This window comes from Streptomyces sp. NPDC004561 (assembly GCF_053602155.1).
The window spans coordinates 5,924-23,795 of sequence record NZ_JBSGDB010000085.1; the positions used below are offsets into that span (position 1 = coordinate 5,924).

The 17,872-nt window shown below is 71.3% G+C and carries 12 protein-coding genes and 1 pseudogene; 5 read left to right on the plus strand and 8 right to left on the minus strand.

What is annotated here, in order from left to right; genetic code table 11:
* Positions 1–43: 43 nt before the first annotated feature.
* Positions 44–1,546 (minus strand): type VII secretion integral membrane protein EccD, encoded by a 1,503-nt coding sequence (gene eccD / locus ACWEN3_RS14280; RefSeq protein WP_452969923.1) that lies wholly within the window; start codon positions 1,544–1,546, stop codon positions 44–46.
* A gap of 301 nt (positions 1,547–1,847) precedes the next feature.
* On the opposite strand from eccD, the gene eccCa reads away from it, so the two are divergent.
* The gene (gene eccCa / locus ACWEN3_RS14285; RefSeq protein ID WP_452969900.1) at positions 1,848–5,813 is read left to right on the plus strand and encodes a type VII secretion protein EccCa; all 3,966 of its coding nucleotides are present in this window, start codon (positions 1,848–1,850) and stop codon (positions 5,811–5,813) included.
* Between the two features lie 364 nt (positions 5,814–6,177).
* Here the strand turns inward: eccCa and ACWEN3_RS14290 are convergent, their stop codons facing one another.
* From ACWEN3_RS14290 to eccB, 7 genes are all read right to left on the minus strand, one after another.
* Entirely contained in the window at positions 6,178–6,459 is a 282-nt protein-coding gene (locus tag ACWEN3_RS14290; RefSeq protein WP_452969902.1) for a WXG100 family type VII secretion target, read from the minus strand.
* Positions 6,460–6,517: 58 nt separating this feature from the next.
* Positions 6,518–6,859, minus strand: a complete 342-nt coding sequence (locus tag ACWEN3_RS14295) for a WXG100 family type VII secretion target (RefSeq protein WP_452969904.1) — start codon at positions 6,857–6,859, stop codon at positions 6,518–6,520.
* Positions 6,860–6,970: 111 nt separating this feature from the next.
* Positions 6,971–8,164: a S8 family serine peptidase gene (locus ACWEN3_RS14300; RefSeq protein ID WP_452969926.1), complete on the minus strand. Its 1,194-nt coding sequence runs from the start codon at positions 8,162–8,164 to the stop codon at positions 6,971–6,973.
* A gap of 99 nt (positions 8,165–8,263) precedes the next feature.
* Positions 8,264–10,030: a WXG100 family type VII secretion target gene (locus ACWEN3_RS14305; RefSeq protein WP_452969906.1), complete on the minus strand. Its 1,767-nt coding sequence runs from the start codon at positions 10,028–10,030 to the stop codon at positions 8,264–8,266.
* A complete protein-coding gene (locus tag ACWEN3_RS14310; protein ID WP_452969909.1) occupies positions 10,027–10,509 on the minus strand; it encodes a hypothetical protein in 483 nt (160 codons plus the stop codon). The genes ACWEN3_RS14305 and ACWEN3_RS14310 overlap by 4 nt, the downstream gene beginning before the upstream one ends.
* Positions 10,510–10,889: 380 nt before the next feature.
* Entirely contained in the window at positions 10,890–12,134 is a 1,245-nt protein-coding gene (gene mycP / locus ACWEN3_RS14315; protein WP_452969912.1) for a type VII secretion-associated serine protease mycosin, read from the minus strand.
* A gap of 11 nt (positions 12,135–12,145) precedes the next feature.
* Positions 12,146–13,675, minus strand: a complete 1,530-nt coding sequence (gene eccB, locus ACWEN3_RS14320) for a type VII secretion protein EccB (RefSeq protein ID WP_452969914.1) — start codon at positions 13,673–13,675, stop codon at positions 12,146–12,148.
* A gap of 198 nt (positions 13,676–13,873) precedes the next feature.
* On the opposite strand from eccB, the gene eccE reads away from it, so the two are divergent.
* The 4 genes and pseudogenes from eccE to ACWEN3_RS14340 all read left to right on the plus strand — a co-directional run.
* The gene (eccE, locus tag ACWEN3_RS14325; RefSeq protein ID WP_452969916.1) at positions 13,874–15,211 is read left to right on the plus strand and encodes a type VII secretion protein EccE; all 1,338 of its coding nucleotides are present in this window, start codon (positions 13,874–13,876) and stop codon (positions 15,209–15,211) included.
* Positions 15,208–15,990 carry a hypothetical protein gene (locus tag ACWEN3_RS14330; protein ID WP_452969919.1) on the plus strand — a complete coding sequence of 261 codons (783 nt, stop codon included), beginning with the start codon at positions 15,208–15,210 and terminating at the stop codon, positions 15,988–15,990. Before eccE ends, ACWEN3_RS14330 begins: the two co-directional genes overlap by 4 nt.
* Before the next feature lie 346 nt (positions 15,991–16,336).
* Positions 16,337–17,821, plus strand: coding sequence for an SCO5717 family growth-regulating ATPase (locus ACWEN3_RS14335; RefSeq protein WP_452969921.1), 1,485 nt, complete (start codon positions 16,337–16,339; stop codon positions 17,819–17,821).
* Positions 17,785–17,872: pseudogene (locus tag ACWEN3_RS14340) on the plus strand (MarR family transcriptional regulator); the annotation flags it as partial. The gene ACWEN3_RS14335 and the pseudogene ACWEN3_RS14340, both read left to right, overlap by 37 nt.

A 17,872-nucleotide genomic window follows, 5' to 3' on the forward strand; every position in this document is an offset into this window, starting at 1 on the left:
GTCGGGGGGGGGCGGGGCGGGGCCGTCCCGCCCCCCGGTGCGTTCACTTGCTGGTCATCGCCCGCGCGGTCGCGTACACGTCGAAGACCGCCAGGGTCAGCGGGATCAGCGTCAGCAGGACGAAGCCCTCGCAGATCTCCAGGAAGCGGCCCCAGAAGGGGGTCGGGCCGCCGCGCGGCAGGATCAGGCCCAGTGCCGTCACCACGGCCGCGGCCGCGGCGATGGCCGCGATCAGCCAGATGGTGCGGATGTCCAGGTCGGTACGGTTCCCGGTGAGCGCCTTGAGCATCACGTCGTGCGGCGGGTTCAGGGCGAGGCCGAGTCCCAGCAGGACCAGGGCGGCGAGGCCCGCGGCCAGGACGGGGGCGACCTGGGCGGTGTACCGGAAGAGGCCGGCGCGCATCAGCATCGCCACTCCGGTGGCCAGCGCGAGCGCCTGGGCCCAGACGTCGTCGGAGAAGCCCAGCACCGCCGCGGCGCCGACGGCGAGCAGCGCGCAGCCGCCGACGAGGCCGACCAGGAGTTCGTGGCCGCGCCGGGCCTGCGCCTCGATGCGCTCGGTGTCCACGGGCTCCTGCGCGGCGGACTCGGTGCCGTAGGCGGAGCGGGGGGTGCCGCTGCTGGGGTTCTCGAAGCCGATCGGCAGCCGCGCGAAGCGCATCGACATGCCGGGCAGGAAGGCGAGGGCGCCGACGGCGACGGGCGCGCACACGGCGGCCATCTCGGTCGCGGACCAGTGGGTGAGGGTCGCGACGAAGACGACGACCAGGGTGATCGCCGAGGCGAACACGAAGGCGACGAACGGGCCGTCGCCGTGCGGGGAGGACAGGGTGAGGATCAGGGCGGCGACCAGGACGGCCGCGCACGCCAGCAGGAACTGCAGCCGTCCGATGCCCTCGCCGCCGCTCAGCGGCAGCAGTCCGCTGCCCGCGACGCCGATGTTGGGGAGCGCGCCGAGGCCGAGGGCGACGGCCGAGCCCCGGTCGTCGTAGACGCGGGCGCGGACCGCGGAGAGCACGACCAGGAGGATGCCGGTGACGGCGGCGAGGATGCCGGCCAGGCCGTGCATGTCGTGGCGCGGGTCGGCGGTCCAGGCGACGAACGCGAGCAGCGCGGGGAGCACCGCGCCGCCGACGAGGCCCGCGGCCCGGGTCAGGTCGCCGCTCCACAGCTTGTGCTGCCTGGTCACGGCGGAGGCGACGGCCTCGGCGACATCGTCGAAGACGGCCGGCGGCAGGGACTCCGCGAACGGTCGCAGGGTGAGGAGTTCACCGTCGAGGATCCGCTGGGCGGCGAAGGAGCGGGCGCTGTCCAGCACGGTGCCGTCGGTGCGGACGAGGTGGTATCCGACCGGGGCGCCCGCCTCGGGGCTCTGCTGGGACAGCCGGAGGATCTCCGGGTAGAGGTCGGCGACCGGGACGTCGTCGGGCAGTGCCACGTCGATACGGCTGTCCGGCGCGACGATGGTGACCCGGCAGAAGCCGAGTCCGGTGCCGGACCCGGAAGGGGCTCCCGTCCCGGGTCCGCCGGTGGCGGCGGCCGTCATGCTCACCTGCTGCTCCCCCTCAGTGGTGGTGGTGCGTCTGCTTCGTGAAGGTCTCGTGCCGGTGCACCGCGTACCCCGGTGGCACGGGTGCCGTACGCCGGGATTCCGGGGACTTTCCGCCTCGACTTCGAAGGGGTTGCCCGGGTATGTCCCGCCTGTTCGGCGTGTGCTCACGCGAACATCCGGCACCCTACCGCTCACCCGCCCCGCGTGAACTCAGTAGGATCACGCGGCGGCCTGCGCTCGCCGGACACGGGGCGGCGGGCGGAACGCCTGGGTCGGGCAAGGGAATTGGTGAGCGGTGAGCCAGATTGTCGTCAAGCGCCCCCCTAGGGCGCTGCCGTCCGAAGTGCCCACGGAAGAGGTCGTTGTCCAGCCACCGCCCGAACTGCCGCGGGGGCACCAGGAGAGCGTGCTGATGCAGCTGCTGCCCACGCTGGGCATGGGCGGCTCGGTGGTGTTCTTCTTCACGAACGGTCAGCCGTTCATGAAGATCATGGGCATGATCATGATTGCCTCGACGGTGGCGATGTCCATCGCGATGGTGGTCCGCTTCCGTCGCGGTTCGCAGGGCCAACTGGCCGACATGCGCCGCGACTACCTCAGCTATCTGTCGCAGACGCGCAGGGCGGCCGTGGCGACGGCGAGGTCGCAGCGGGACGCGCAGTACTACCTGCACCCCGCCCCCGAACAGCTGTGGGCGCTCGTCGCCGAGGGCAGCCGGGTGTGGGAACGGCGGCCCGGCGACGAGGACTTCGCGCATGTGCGCATCGGACTGGGCCCGCAGCCGCTGGCGACCCCGCTGGTCGCGCCGGAGACGGGTCCCGTCGAGCAGCTGGAGCCGCTGACGGCGGGCGCCATGCAGCGTTTCGTCGCCGCGCACAACACCATCGGCGATCTGCCGATGGCGGTGTCGCTGCGCGCCTTCTCCCACCTCACGCTCAGCGGTGAGCCGCAGTCGGTACGGGCCTCGGCCCGCGCCCTGGTCGGCTCGCTCGCCTCGCTGCACTCCCCCGAGGACCTGGTCGTCGCGGTGGCCGCGGGCCGGGAGGCGCTGCCCCACTGGGACTGGGCGAAGTGGCTGCCGCACGTGCAGGCGCCCGGCTCGGTGGACGGCGCGGGCACCCGCCGGCTGATCGGCACCGACCCGCGCGAGCTGGAGGACCTGCTGTCCGCCCGGCTGACCGGCCGCCCGCGCTTCCACCCCGGCGCGGCGCCCCTTCTGGACGAGCCGCACATCGTGCTCGTCCTGGACGACCTGTCCCTGCTGCCGGACTCGGTGCTCGCCAACCCCGAGGGCCTGCAGGGCGTCACCCTGGTCGAGGTGGTGCCGGGCGAACTGACCACCGCGGGCGGCGATCTGAACATCGTCGTACAGCCCGGTCTGCTGCGCCTGGAGTCCGGGCACGGCGAGATCTACGAGGGCACCCCGGACGCCCTCTCCTACGAGTCCGTGGAGGCCCTGGCCCGGCAACTGGCGCCGCTGCGCATGGCGTCCGGCGGCGACGACGACGAACCGCTCCTCGCCAACCTGGAGTTCACCGACCTCCTCGGCCTCGGCGACGCGGCGTCCGTCGACACCAAGCGGACCTGGCGGCCGCGCGCGCTCGCGGAACGGCTGCGGGTGCCGATCGGCCTCGGCGAGGACGGCCGGCCCGTCATGCTGGACCTGAAGGAGGCCGCCCAGGAGGGCATGGGCCCGCACGGCCTGTGCGTCGGCGCGACCGGCTCCGGCAAGTCGGAGCTGCTGCGCACCCTGGTGCTGGGCCTCGCGGTCACGCACTCCTCGGAGACCCTGAACTTCGTCCTCGCGGACTTCAAGGGCGGCGCGACCTTCGCCGGCATGGCGCAGATGCCGCACGTGGCGGCCGTCATCACCAACCTCGCGGACGACCTCACCCTGGTCGACCGCATGGGCGACTCGATCCGCGGTGAGCTCAACCGCCGCCAGGAGATGCTGCGCGACGCGGGCAACTACGCCAACATCCACGACTACGAGAAGGCACGCGCGGCGGGCGCGCCCCTGCAGCCGATCCCCTCGCTCGTGCTGGTGATCGACGAGTTCAGCGAGCTGCTGACCGCGAAGCCCGACTTCATCGAGATGTTCGTGCAGATCGGCCGCATCGGCCGTTCGCTGGGCGTGCACCTGCTGCTGGCCTCGCAGCGTCTGGAGGAGGGCCGCCTGCGCGGCCTGGAGACCTACCTGTCGTACCGGATCGGTCTGCGCACCTTCTCCGCCGCGGAGTCCCGGGCCGCCCTCGGCGTCCCCGACGCCTACGAACTCCCGAACGTGCCCGGCTCCGGCTTCCTGAAGTACGGCACGGACGAGATGGTCCGCTTCAAGGCGGCGTACGTCTCCGGCGTCTACCGCTCGGGCGGCGAGCGCCCGGCGCTGACCGGCGGTCAGCTGCCGGTGGACCGCCGTCCGGTGCTGTTCACCGCCACCGAGGTGCCGGTGCGTTACACGGCCATCCCGCAGCAGCGCGTCGAATCGGCGCCCGAGGTGGACGAGGCCCTGGCCGACACCGTCCTCGACGTGATCGTGCGCCGGCTGGAGGCGCAGGGCCCGGCGGCCCACCAGGTGTGGCTGCCGCCGCTGGAGAGCCCGCCGTCGCTGGACGCCCTGCTGCCCGGCCTGGCGGCGGTCCAGGGCCGCGGGCTGACGCAGCCCGACTACGAGGGCGCGGGCCGCCTGGTCGTCCCGGCCGGCCTCGTCGACAAGCCGTACGAGCAGCGCCGCGACCGGCTCATGGTCGACTTCTCCGGCGCGGCGGGCCATATGCAGATCATCGGCGGCCCCCAGTCCGGCAAGTCGACGCTGCTGCGCACGTTGATCTGCTCCTTCGCGCTCACGCACACCCCGCACGAGGTGCAGTTCTACGGCCTGGACTTCGGTGGCGGCGGTATGGCCGCGGTGGACGGACTGCCGCACGTGGGCGGCATCGCCTCCCGCCTCGACCCGGAGCGCGTGCGCCGCACCGTCTCCGAGGTGTACGGCGTGCTGACCCGCCGCGAGGAGTACTTCCGCTCGGCGGGCATCGCGTCCATCGCCGACTACCGCAACCGCCGTGCCCGCGGCGAGATCTCGGTGACGGACCAGCCCTGGGGCGACGTCTTCCTCGTCATCGACGGCTGGGGCAACTTCCGCACCGACTACGAGGCCCTCGAACCGGCGGTCCTCGACATCGCCGCCCGGGGCCTCGGCTACGGCATCCACGTCATCATCACGGCGTCGCGCTCCATGGAGGTCCGGGCCAACCTCAAGGACCACCTCATGAACCGCCTGGAACTGCGCCTGGGTGACGTCATGGACTCGGAGATCGACCGCAAGGTGGCGGCCAACGTCCCCGCCGGCGTCCCAGGCCGCGGTCTCTCCCCCCAGAAGCTGCACTTCATGGGGGCGGTTCCGCGCATCGACGGCCTGACCTCCGACACCGACCTCGCCGAGGCCACGGCGGCGCTGACCACCGAGGTCGGCCGCCACTGGCAGGCGCCGGGCGCCCCCAAGGTACGGCTGCTGCCGCGCCGGCTGGAGGCGGTCGAGCTGCCGCCCGGCGACCGCCTCCCGCAGCGCGGTATCGCCTTCGGACTGGACGAGGAGAACCTGGAGCCGGTGTTCCTGGACTTCGAACAGGACCCGTTCTTCCTCGTCTTCGGCGAGAGCGAGTCCGGCAAGTCCAACCTGCTGCGGCTGATCATCAAGCAGCTGTCGCTGCGGTACGGCGGCGACGAGGCGAAGTTCTTCGTCGTCGACAACCGCCGCTCCCTGCTGGACGTCACGCCCGCGTCCCACCTGGCCGAGTACATCCCGATGTCCAGCCAGATGGACCACCACATGACGGCCCTGGCCGACCTCATGCAGCGCCGCACCCCTACCGCCGACGTCACCCCGCAGCAGCTGCGGGACCGCAGCTGGTGGCGGGGCCCGCAGGTCTACGTCGTGATCGACGACTACGACCTCGTCTCCACCTCCAGCGGCAACCCGCTCAGCGGCCTCACGGAGATGCTGCCCTTCGCCCGCGACGTCGGCGTCCGCTTCGTCATCGCCCGCTCCTCCGCCGGCGCGGGCCGCGCCTCCTACGAACCCTTCATGCAGCGCATGAAGGAACTCGGCGCCCAGGGCGTCGTCCTGGCCGGCGACCCGGCGGAGGGCGACATCCTCAACGGCGTCCGCCCGCGCCCGATGCCCGCGGGGCGGGGCGTCTTCGTGTCACGGAAGAGGGGCAAGCCGTTGGTCCAGACGGGGGTGGTGGAGGTGGAGTACTGACCTCCACCAACGGGTCTGTGCACACGGCGAATCCGGCGGTCGCAGCGACCGCCGGATTCGGCGTTCTGGGGTGGGGGCTGTGCTGTCCGTCGGAGCCGCGGGCGATCTACCGACCCTCGGGGACAGGGACCTTGGTACGGGGGTCGTCCAGCGCGGTGACGAGCGTGTATGGGCCCACTCGCCGCCGCAGCTTGGCGGCTCTGCCCGGTCCCTCCCCGGCGGCCACATCCGTGGCGCCACCTGTGGCGTGCATTCCCTGTCCTGGTTCCTCCGCTGGGCCGGGTCCGTCCCGGACACGACCGGGGGTGGGCACCCTCCGTGCGTGCCCACCCCGCTACCGCGACGTGCCGATGTTCCCGGCCACTTACTGGAAGTAGCTGGCGGCCTTCTTGTCACCGCCCATGTAGTCACCGCCGGCGGCGTGCACGGCACGGCCGATGGCCATGAGGGCCTCGTGGATACCCCGGGCCTCGCGGTCCCAGGCGGCCTGCTCCTGCACGTACGTGTTGTGGGCCTCGCCCTCCCACATGCTGGAGACCTGCTGGACCTTGGCCTTGATGGCCTCGAGGCTGGCCTCGAGCTTCTCGGCCTGCTGGCCCAGCTGAGTGGCCATCTCGTCGAGACGGTCGTAGTGAACCTCTGTCACGCCACTGTCGTTGGCACCCATGAATCCTCCGTTGCTGAGAAGTGCGGTCTGGCCGGGATCAGTAGTTCGTCAGCGCCGAGTGGGAGCCGCCGAGGTCGACGTCGATGCTCTGGACCTTGGCGCGGACCTCGTCCTCGGTGCTGTCGTTGATCTTCATCGTGGTGTTCATCGCGTCGATGAACTTCACGAGGATGTTGCCGATCCGGACCATGCGCTCGTTGATCTCGGTCTGCTTGGCGTTGAACGCGCCGGCGCCGATGCCCTTCCAGTGGCCCTCGAGCGAGTCGATCATGTGCTGGAGCGTGCCGAGCTGGCCCTTGATGTGGTCGAAGCGGGTCAGCAGCTCCTTCTCGAGGCCGGCTACCTGATCCTTCGTGATTTTCTGGACGCCTGTCGCCATTCCGATGCCCTTCTCTGTGAACTGACCTCGCCGGGCGCTGAGTCGGGCCCAGCGCTGCCGGCAAGCGGGTCGCTGCCCACTCGGCGAGTGAGCAGGTATGCGGGAGACCGCTCAGGCGTTACGACGCGCACGCAGCGCGGCGAAACCGGCGCCTCCGACGACCAGTACGGCCGCCACGGCGCCGACGATCACCCAGGTGGTCGTGTCGCCGCCGGAGCCGGAGCCCTTCGCGGCGGCGGAGGTGGTACCGCCGGTGGAACCGGCCGTCGCCCCGGAAGAGGGCGCGACCGACAGACTCGGGGTGGCCGTGACGTTCTCGTTCGCGTCCGTTCCGTTCTCGGCGTAGAGGGGATCCTTGTCGGCCGGTCCCGGATCGATGTTCTTGTCGATCAGCACTCGACGCGGGCGGATGGCGCCGTAGCCGAGGTAGGTGCTGGGCTTGTCCCTCGGCCAGGAACGACCCGCCGTGTCGAGAAGCGTCCGCAGCACCTGGTTGGCCGTCCAGTCGGGGTGAGCCGACCAGACGAGGGCGGCGGAGGCGGAGGCGAGGGCGGTGGCGGGACTGGTGCCGTCGGTGTCGCAGTACTTGGTGAAGGTGCCGTCACACCAGCCGGGGATGCTGACGCCGGGGGCTGCGAAGTCCACGTAGTTGCTTTTTGTGGAGAATTTGGCCACTGTTCCGGACTTGTCGATGGCGGATACGCCTACGACGTAGGGATAGTTGGCCGGGTATGACGTCTTTCCCTTTTCACCATCATTGCCTATGCCCGCGAACATCAACTTCCCCTTGGAGGCGGCATACTTGATGGCGGCCTCCTCGTCGGAGTCGGGGTACGGATTGACGAACGACATATTGATGATCTTGGCGTCACTGTTGGCGGCGGCGCGGATCACGTCGGCGAAATTCGCGAACTTCCTGGCGTCGCCTTTCTGATCCTTTGTGGTCAGGATGTGGTAGGGGATGATTTTCGCTCCCGGTGCCAACCCCTTGACACTGCCACCAACTCCCGTACCAGCAATGATCTCGGCCATGCCCGTGCCATGACCGTCATTGTCCTCAGTCGCCTGGTAGGCAACGGACTTCGGCACCTGATTGACCAGCACCTGCCCCTTGAGGGCCGGGGTCTTCGGATTCACACCCGAGTCGACAACCGCGACCTTGACCCCCTTACCGGTGCTGTACTTCCACATTTCGTCGGCACCCATGGAATTCAGGTACCACTGCCTCGGCTGAACATCCTCTGCCGCAGCTCCGGGAGCGAGCCCGGCCGACGCGATGACCAATGTGCCCAGTGCCGAACACATCGCCGCCAGACGTCTCACATTGCGCCTCCTCGGGAGGGCAATACTTCTGCCGCGTCGACCGGTCCCTGGCTTCATGCCTGTGTACGTCCTCGCTTGTGTTCAGTCACGCTTCTGTGGCGCGTCACGCCGCTGCTTCTTCGACGGACGGTGCTGTTGCTTCGCAGCAGGCACGCCGTCGCGATCGGTCTCACCCTTCGCGTTCCGGCGGTTGCCGACCGCGCCTCGACCGAGCCCCGCGCCACGGGCGCCGGCCTCGGAACTTTCGGGGGTTGAGCCGGCGGCATTCCGGGGCGCACCGACCACACCCTCCGGGTTGCCCGCCGAACGCAACGCCGACCGGCCTGTGTCGGTGTCCGCCTTCGCGGCAGGCGTGCCGACGACTCCTCGCTGCCCGAGAGCACCCTTCGGCTGCGTCGAGGAGACCGGCTCTTCGGCGCCGACGACGGTGCCGCGCGCGACTCGGGAATTGGACGCCGCTCCCGGCGTACGGCCTGTGACAGGCTTGCCGCCCACGACGCCGTTGCGTGCCGCCCCAATGGGGCCAGTCGCTCCGGTCCGCTCACCAGACGCATTGGCCATCCTCGGCGTTCCACCGGTGACGCCGCGCCCCAGCGGGGAGCGTCCGGCCTGCTGGGTGGTCCCGCGCACAGCCGACTCACCGGCCGGCATCGTCGTACGCCCTATGGCGCGACCCGCCTGCCCTATCGGCCCCTGCGGCACCCGGCCACCGGTGACGGAGCGACCCACCTGCTCCTCGGACTCCTGCGGCATTTGGCCCCGAGCGGTGCCCGTGGGGCCGGTGCGGCCCTGCGCGGAAATCGGAAGCCGACCGCCTGGCCCGTAGCTCGTGGTGCGTCCCATGGTCGGCGCGATCGGAGGGACCATCGGTCCGGTGGTCGTCGGAGGCGTGGGAATTCCGCCGCCGGTGGACGGCAGCGTGGGCACGGAAGGTCCCGGCTGTGTGGTGTGCGCCGGAGGAGGCAGTGTGCCCACGGTGTTGATTTCCGTGCCGACGTCATGGCCCGGGTGGCTGCTGGGCGCGTGAACTTCCTTGAGAGGCGGTACGCCCCCGCCAGTCTCTGTTCCGTGGTTCACCGGCGCCGTGTCGTGGGCTTCCGCCACGACACGGTGCCGGACCGCAGCTGTGGGCGTCGATGAATCGGGGCTGTGCACGCGCCGTTGTCCTTCGACCGGGGACCAGACCTTGGGCACCCCGACATTGGGAATCGCCTCGATCGCCCCCGGCTCGGAGTTCTGCTTCAGCCCTCCCGCGGCCACCGAGTAGAACGACCCCAGCCGGACCATCTGGTTGATGGCATCCTGACGGTCCTTCTCGACCTTCTTGGCGAGCACGTAGTCCGCGTCGTGCTCGCCCTGCTTGGCCTTGGGCAGCGTCCAGGGCCGCTTCTGCTCTCCGACGGGGCGGGTGTCCCGGGGCGGCATGGACTTGCGCACGGAGGCCAGCCCCGTGGCGGCGGTGGTGATCTCCGTACCGGCGGTGTGCGCGTAGGTCTCGAACTGCGTGGTGAATTTGAAGAGGGACTGGGTCCAGGTGTGGAACTGTGTGGCCCCCTCGCCCTCCCAGTCGAGATTGGCGATGTGCTTGTGCAGGGTGTCCGCGGCCGTACGGATGGCGTCGCGGGCGTCCCACAGGGCCTTGCCCGCCATCTCCAGGTGCTCGGGGTTGGCGTGCTCGACCAGGTCGATCATGTCGTTGAGGTCACGATCATCGAACTGGGTCGAGCCGAACGGCGTGCCCCTGAGCATGTTCTTCACGCCGCCGACCACGTTGGCCATGAGGGCCTCTGCGTTCGAAGCTTGCTCGCCACTCTTGTACTGGGGCTCCTGCTGCCAGTTGTCGCTCAACTGGAACTCACCCCCGAAGACTTCTGGTCGGTGTGCTGCCGCGTGTCCTTCTGCGGCGTCTCGTCCTGCTGCTGGTCGTTCTTGGGCGCCGGATCCTGCTTGTTCGGCGACTTCTGATACTCCTCGTCAAGCTGCGTCTTGATCTCCCAGAAACGACGCCTCGCTTCGTCCTCGGAGCCGTCGTACGTGACATCCGCCGCATGCGCGGCACACGTCAGGGCCTCGATCTGCAGATTCAGGGTCTTCGACAGGTAGACGAGGCGCTCGTGGACATGTTCGTACTGCGAGTGCAGGTCGTCCGCCTCGCCGAACGGAATCTGGCTACCGCCGAACGAGGCACGACTGAGCGCGTGATCCGCAAGCTTGGACGAACTACCCGGAGACCTCTCGAAGGCATTCAGAGCCTTGTCCACTTCGCCCTTGAACTTGGACAGCGCGTCGAGACCGCGCCTCAGACTCGAGCCGCCACCGTCACCCACCGCGACCCCTTCCCCGTTTCCCCGTTTGTTCAGCTCTCAACAGACCGGGGCAGCGGGCAACCACACCCCCGGATCCATCCCTGACCACTGTAGTCACTGTGTAAATCGCGGCCAACTGAACTCTGCTGCAGTTCAGTTGCAATGGTGTCCCGAAGTGACCGACTGCGGACCACCCGAGACCGACAAGACGGTCAATGAAGACAGAGGCAGCCCGGCAAGTGCGCAGAAGATTCACATCCCGTGCGCGAACCGGAGGTTCGGCGTCTTCGCTACCAGAACTTTGCGATCACGAAACCTCGTCCTGAAGAAGCGGGACCGGTCTTGCCGAACCGTGCGGGCCCGATCGCGAGCGCCGTCGTCGTCCACCGGCACGTGGGACCTCAGGCGCGGCCCTCCAGGGCGCGGCGCCGGCGGCGGGCGTCTCGCAGCGCCACCGCTCCGCCGCTCAGGCCCGCCACCAGTACCGCCGCACCGACCGCCACGTACGTGGCGATGCGGGCCGTGCGTTCCTGCGGGGTCTCGCCGAGCGTGAGTTTGGCGGGGGTGGGGGCCTGCACGTGGGTGAGGCCAGCGTCGGGATGGGGGGACTCGATCGGGTGATCGTCCTCCGTGAGGGCGCGGACCGGGTCCACCACGCCCCAGCCGACCAGGCGGTCGTGTCCGGCGATGGTGCGTTCCGCCGTCTGCTCGATCTGGGCGACGACCTCCTTGGGCGTCCAGTCGGGATGCTTGGACTTGATCAGTGCGGCCACGCCGGCCACGTACGGCGCGGAGAAACTCGTGCCGTTGTCGGAGCAGTGGCCGCCCTTGGGGACGGTGGAGATCATGTCGACGCCTGGCGCGGCCACGCCGACCCAGTCGCCGGACTGGGAGAAGGCGGCGCGTTCGTTGTTGCGGTCGGAGGCGGCGACGGCGAGGACTCCGTCGTAGGAGGCGGGGTACGTCGGCTTGACGTTGCCGTCCAGGCCGTCGTTGCCCGCCGAGGCGACCACCACGATCTTGTTCGCGAGCGCCTCGTCGATCGCGTCGTGCAGGTCCTGGGCCGGTTCCACGGCGTTCGCCGTGTCCTGGGAGATGTTGATGACCTGCGCCTTGACCTTGATCGCGTAACGGATCGCCCGGGCGAGGGTGACGGCCGTGCCGTGGCCGTCCGCGTCGTTCTGCTTGACGGGGACGATCGTCGCCTCGGGCGCGAGGCCCACGAAGCCCGTGCCCTTCATGGGGCGGGCGGCGATGATGCCGGCCACGCGCGTGCCGTGGCCCACCGTGTCGGTCGTGCCCTTGGACTTGGCGCCGTCGACCGGCTGGCCCTTGCCGTCCTTGGGGGGCAGGTAGTTCACCGCCAGGGGCGCTTCGACCGCCTGGGTGAGCTGCGGGTTGGACGTGTCGACGCCGGTGTCGATGACGGCGACCCTCACGTTCCTGCCCTTGGACCGGCTCCACAGCTCGTCGAGGTTGACCCGTTGCAGGGCCCAGGGCGTGCCGGCGTACTTGTGGTTCGTCGTGGAGAACGTGCACTGGTCGGAGCCGGAGTCCGCGGCGGCGGCCGGTGCGGTCAGCAGGGTGGCCGGCAGCGTGGCGGCGGCCGTCGCCAGGATCGTGCGGGTGCGCAGTGTCGACGGCATCGGGGCTCCCCTCACGAACCCTGCGGCTGGCGGGCCGCGGCCGTCGACAGCCGGGGGCCCGTCGGCAGGAACTCGGACCAGACCGCGGGGATGGGGGTCGGGTTGACGTTGGCGTAGCCGAGGAGGGTCTGCGCCAGCTTGGCCTCCTGCTGGAGCTGCTTGCGCTGCTGGGGCGTGATGCCGATGCCCTTGTCGTCGGTGGCGCTGTCGTCGTTGGACTGCAGGGCGTAGCGCAGTCCGGTGTCGGTGACCAGGAACACCGGTCCGGCCTGGGTCTCGCTGCCCTGGAACTGGCGGTAGAGCTGGCCCGAGCCGGCGGTGACGTACGCGCTGGAGGACCCGGTGGCCAGGACCGCGGGGAAGTCGGTGCCCGCCCAGGTGCTCAGGGTCGTGGCGCCGTTGTGGCCGTCGACGTGCTCCAGGACGTTGCAGACCGTGTTGCGGCTGCCGGTGGCGGTGGAGGCTTCGTTGACCGCGCCGGGCTTCTCGGTGGGCCACCGGTACGTGGCGGCGAAGGGCTTGCCCGGCTCGATGGCGCCCGCGCTGACCTCCTGCGGGTGCCCGGCCTGGCCGAGCCGCACGAGGTCCTTGCTGGCCAGGAGCAGCTGGGCGACGAAGTCGGAGACGGGGGCGACCCGGCCGGGCAGCACCACGTAGTAGTGCTCGGTGCCGTTGACCGGTGCCCGCAGGACCATGCCGACGCGATTGGCCTGGGCGTCCAGCTGGCCGGGTGCGTTCGCCGGGGTACCGGCTGTGCCGACGATCGACGGGAAGACGATCCGGTCGCCCTGGTGCAGGGTGTCGATCCACTCCCTGGTGACCTGCTGGGGCTCGCGGTTGGGGCCCACGAGGGTCTGCAGCAGGAGGGTGTCGGTCGCGTCCACCTGGTAGGCCTGGCCCTGCGCGTCGACGACGTACTGCTTCTTGTCCGGCGTGGCGACGTAGAGGAGTTCGCCGCCCTGCAGCTTCTCGCTGGCGTCCTCCGTCTTGCCCATGTCCCGCTTGGCGAGGACGAACGCGGCCTTCTGGATGGAGCTGCCGCTGCCGCTCGGGCGTTCGCAGACGGCCCAGCGCTTGGCGGCGCCCGCCTCCTGGTCGGAGGGCAGCCGGTCGGGGGCGTAGGGGATGCCGATGGTGACGCCGTGCGGGATCCTGCCGCTGTCGAGGATCGACTCGTCGACGGTGACGACCTCGACGTCGCCCTGGTTGGAGAGGACCAGCTTGGCGGAGGCCATGTTCAGGACCGGGTGGAGCTGCGGCTTGCCGTCGGTCTTCAGCACCACGTACCGGGTGGTGGACTTGCTGGCGATGATCACCTTCTGCCCCGGCGCGTCCCAGCCCTGCGGGGCCGTCGGCTTGAACATGCCCCAGGCGCCGAAGGCCGCGAGGACGACCACACCGACGATGCCGCCGGGCAGGATCGCGCGCAGCGGCCGGGGCGCGCCCTCGTCCGAGGCATCCGGTGACGACTGCACGAACGACGCGAGCATGCGGCGCTTCGCGAAGGTGTAGGCGTTGAGTTGGTCCCGCCGAGATGCCATCTGTGCCTGTTTCTCCCCGTGTCTCACCCGGAGTTCGCCCGGGGGACCACGCTCCCCCGCCCTCCGTTGTCGGACCCGGCCCCTACTATGCCTGGTACGGAGCGGGTCTCGTGGAGCGGGTAGGGTACCTGGGCCCTCAAGGGCCTTGTTCAGTGGCCTGGTTCCAGCGAGTTGTGAGCAAAACGGGGGGATGGAGTGATGGCTTCCGGGACGCGGACGCGTACGCGCGGCCGGTCGGCGGCTCGAGGTCCCGGGACCGGGTCCGCGCCGGCGCCGGGCGGGGCGTCCGATCGGGGCGACGCGGCGCGGCAGCCGGTCACGCTGGGCCTCAGGGGCCGGCCGGGTCAGGCCGGTTCGTTCCGTTTGCAACGGCTCGTGCTGGTGGAGCTGGCGGCCGCCGTCCTGCTCGTCGGCTGGCTGTCCGGGATGGCCGCGCTGGTGCCGGCCGCGGTCGTCGCGGTGGTGCTGGTCCTGCTGGCCTTCGTACGGCGGCGGGGCCGGTCCCTGCCGGAATGGCTCGGCACGGCACGGGAGTTGCGGGCGCGGCAGAAGCGGGCGGCCGGCACGGCGATACCGCCGGGCACGGAGCCCGGTCTGGTCCCTGCGGTGGAGTGCGAACCCGCCCTGCGCACCTACTCCTACGGCTCCCGGGACCGGCGTCCGGTCGGCATCGTCGGGGACGGCACGTTCGTCACGGCCGTGCTCCAGGTGGAGGCCGACGCGACCGCGCTGCGGGCCGAGCGGACCCGGCAGCCCCTGCCCCTGGGCCTGGTGCGGGACGCGCTGGAGGTGGACGGGATCCGGCTGGAGTCGGCCCAGATCGTGCTGCACACCCAGCCGGCGCCCGCGCTGCACCTGCCCCAGCAGTCGGTGGCGGTGGCCAACTACCTCCCGCTGCAGGAGCAGACGGGCGCCCCCGCCGTGCGTATCACCTGGATCGCGCTGAAGCTCGACCCCGAGGCGTGCGCGGAGGCCGTGGCCGCGCGCGGGGGCGGGCTGCTCGGGGCGCAGAAGTGCGTCGTGCGGACCGCGGACCATCTGGCGAGCCGGCTGACCGGGGCGGGCTTCAGGGCACGGGTGCTCGACGAGGAGGAGCTGATCGCCGCGCTCGCCACCTCGGCCTGCGCCAACCCGCTGGTCACCGCGGAGGCGGGGCGAAGCGAGACACGTGAGCGGCGGACGGAGGAGTCCGGGCGCAGCTGGCGCTGCGACAACCGGCGGCACACGACGTACTGGGTGCGGCGCTGGCCGCAACTGGGCGGCGGCCGGGGCGAGTCGCTGCCGCAGTTCGTCGCCCGGGTCACGGCGGTGCCGGCGCTCGCCACCACCTTCAGCCTCACCCTCGCGCGCGGGGACCGGCAGGAGGTGTCCCTGTGCGGGCACCTGCGGGTGACCGGGCGCAGCGACGACGAACTCGTGGCGGCACGGCGCGCGTTGGAGGCCGCGGCCCGCCAGGACGGCGCCGGCCTGGCCCGCCTCGACCGTGAGCAACTGCCCGGCATGCTGGCCACACTGCCTCTCGGAGGTGCGCGGTGACGACGATTCCGACGACGTCCGCGGCCCGGGACACACGGGAGGCGGGAACCTCCTCCGGACTGCGCGGCGTGGGCGAGCGGCTCCGGCACGGCCTAGGCCTGATCGGGCCCCGGCACGGACGCCACTCGCTGCCCGCGCCGCAACTGGACGCCCTCGCCCTGCCGATCGGTGACGACGGCGTGGTGGCCGGGGTGGACGCCGAGGGGCAGCCGGCCGTACTGGGTATCAACCGGCCCACCCCGTACGACGTCGTGCTCATCGGTGGTCTGTGGACCGCGCAGGTGCTGGCGTTGCGCTCGGCGGCCACCGGCGCGCGGGTGGCCGTGGAGACCGGCCGGCCGCAGGCCTGGATGCAGATGGTGCACGCCATGGGCGGCGGACAGAACGGCCTGTCCGTGTACGAGGTCGGGCGGGTGCCCCCGCAGGGCGCCTCGGCCGGTACGCCGGTGCTGGTGGTGCGGGACTGCGGAATGCGGCCCCCGCGCGGCCGGGTGGTGTCCGGGCCCTGGCAGTCGGTGCTGACCCTGCTGCCGTATCTCAGTCCGGTCGCGCCCCGGCTGCTGCGGCAGGCACGGCTCGCCGGCATCCAGCGGGTCTCGCCGGACGAGGCCGCCGAACTGGGGCGCACCATGGGGCTGTCGCGGACCGAGGTGGAGTCGCTTCCGGCGCTGCCCGACGGCGTCACCCTGTGGTGCACCGACCGTGATCGGCAGTACGTGCTGACGCAACCCACCGACGCCGAGACCGGATTGCTGGGCACACCGCGCCGGATGGACTGAACGGACCTTGTCCGTCCGGTTTGTTCACCGTCTCAGCGTTCCCTGTTCGTCGCGTCTTTTCCGTTTGCTCCCGCTTCTCTCCTGTCATACGGGCAGCAGGCGGGGCGATTTCCCGCGCTCTGTGACCTGGTGGGCGCGTGCTGAGAGGCGGGCGGGCCTGCCGAGGTGTGGCTCGTGGTGATTAGGCTGGGAGCGGGCGCGATGACACACCCGTGGAGCGGGCGTCGGTGTCCCAGGGGGGAGGGCCGGTGGATCGGACTGCCCCGAACGACTACGGACGACTCGTACGACACGACATGGTCGCCCCGGCACGGCATGAGGGTGCTCGACCACACCAGGAGGAACTGTGAGCAGCGATCGGGACGGGACGCGCGGGGGCTGGGCCACACCCGGCGATGACCAGCCCGACGCGGAGGCCGCAGAGACCACCGGCGAGTTCACCATCGACTACGCTCCCCCCGCCTGGTACACGCAGAACGCGTCCGGCACGGCGGGCTCCGCCGGCTCGGCCGGGGGCTCGGCCGGCACGGGTGGCTTCCCCGGGCCGAACGGCCCCGGCGCCCCGGGCGATTCGGGCGCCGTCTCCGGGCTGCCGCCGTTCCCGTCGGGCATGCCGGTTCCGGGGCCGGTGCCGGGACCGACTCCGCCGCCGGCGCCTCAGCCGGTCGGTACGCCGCCGCAGGGGACGCCGTTCGCTCCACCGCAGGCGCCTCCGTACTTCCCAGCGCAGGGGACTCCTCCGCAGGGCACTCCGTTCAACCAGCCGCAGGGGACTCCGTACGTCCCGCCGCAGGGCACCCCGCCGCAGGGAACGCCGTACGTCCCGCCGCAGGGCACCCCGCCGCAGGAAACGCCGTACGTCCCGCCGCAGGGCACCCCGCCGCAGGAAACGCCGTACGCGCCTCCGCAGGGCACTCCGCCGCAGGAAACGCCGTACGCGCCTCCGCAGGGCACTCCGCCGCAGGGAACGCCGTACGCGCCTCCGCCTCCGCCCGCGCCGACGCAGGGGGCGCCTTTCGCCCCGCCCGTTCAGCCCGCGCCGCCGGTCGGCAACCCCGTCCCGATGCCGAGGCTGCCCGAGGGCTTCGAGCCGCAGCAGGCCCAGCAGCCCCAGCCGCAGCAGGGACGGCCGGAGGGCGTGGCCGCCGCGTCCGCCGCTGCCGAGCCGGAGAGCGACAACGGGGACCTGGAGAGCGGGGCGACCATGCGGTTCTCCGCCGTCGCCCTGAAGCGTGAGATGGCCGAGATCGCCGAGCGCGCGGCCGCCCTGCAGAAGGCGGGCGAGTCCGAGGGCGAGGGTTCCGCGGAGGGTACGGCGCCGGCCGCCGAGGCCCCCGCGGACGTCGCTGGTGCCGATGAGGCCGGATCGGCTGCGGGCGCCTCCGCCGAGGAGAAGAAGGACGACACCGGGGCCTCCGCCGAGGACGCCCCGGTGGCGAAGGCCGCTGCCGCGGACGCCTCCGAGTCCGGTGCGAGCGAGGACCGGGCCGAGGGCAGCGCCACGGCCGAGACGGACACGGAGACGGACACCGGGCAGGAAGAGGCCGCGCAGGAGGACTCCGTGCGCGAGGGCGTCGACGCGGATGCGCAGTCCGACGAGGACTCCGGCCCCTCCTCGGAGATGTCGTCGGCCACGGACACCGGGGCCGACGACGACGCCCTTCAGCCGAAGACTCCGGAGACTCCGGAGACGCCGGAGACGCCGGAGGCACCGGAGATCGGCGCCCCCCAGACCGACGCGTCGCGTACCGACGTGCCGCAGTCCGGCACGCCCCAGTCCACCGCCCCCCAGGACGGCCCCGCGCAGCCCGCCTGGAGAAGGCGACCATAGCGGTCCGGTCCGTCGAGATCAGAATGCTGGCAGGCATGACCGAGACCGAGC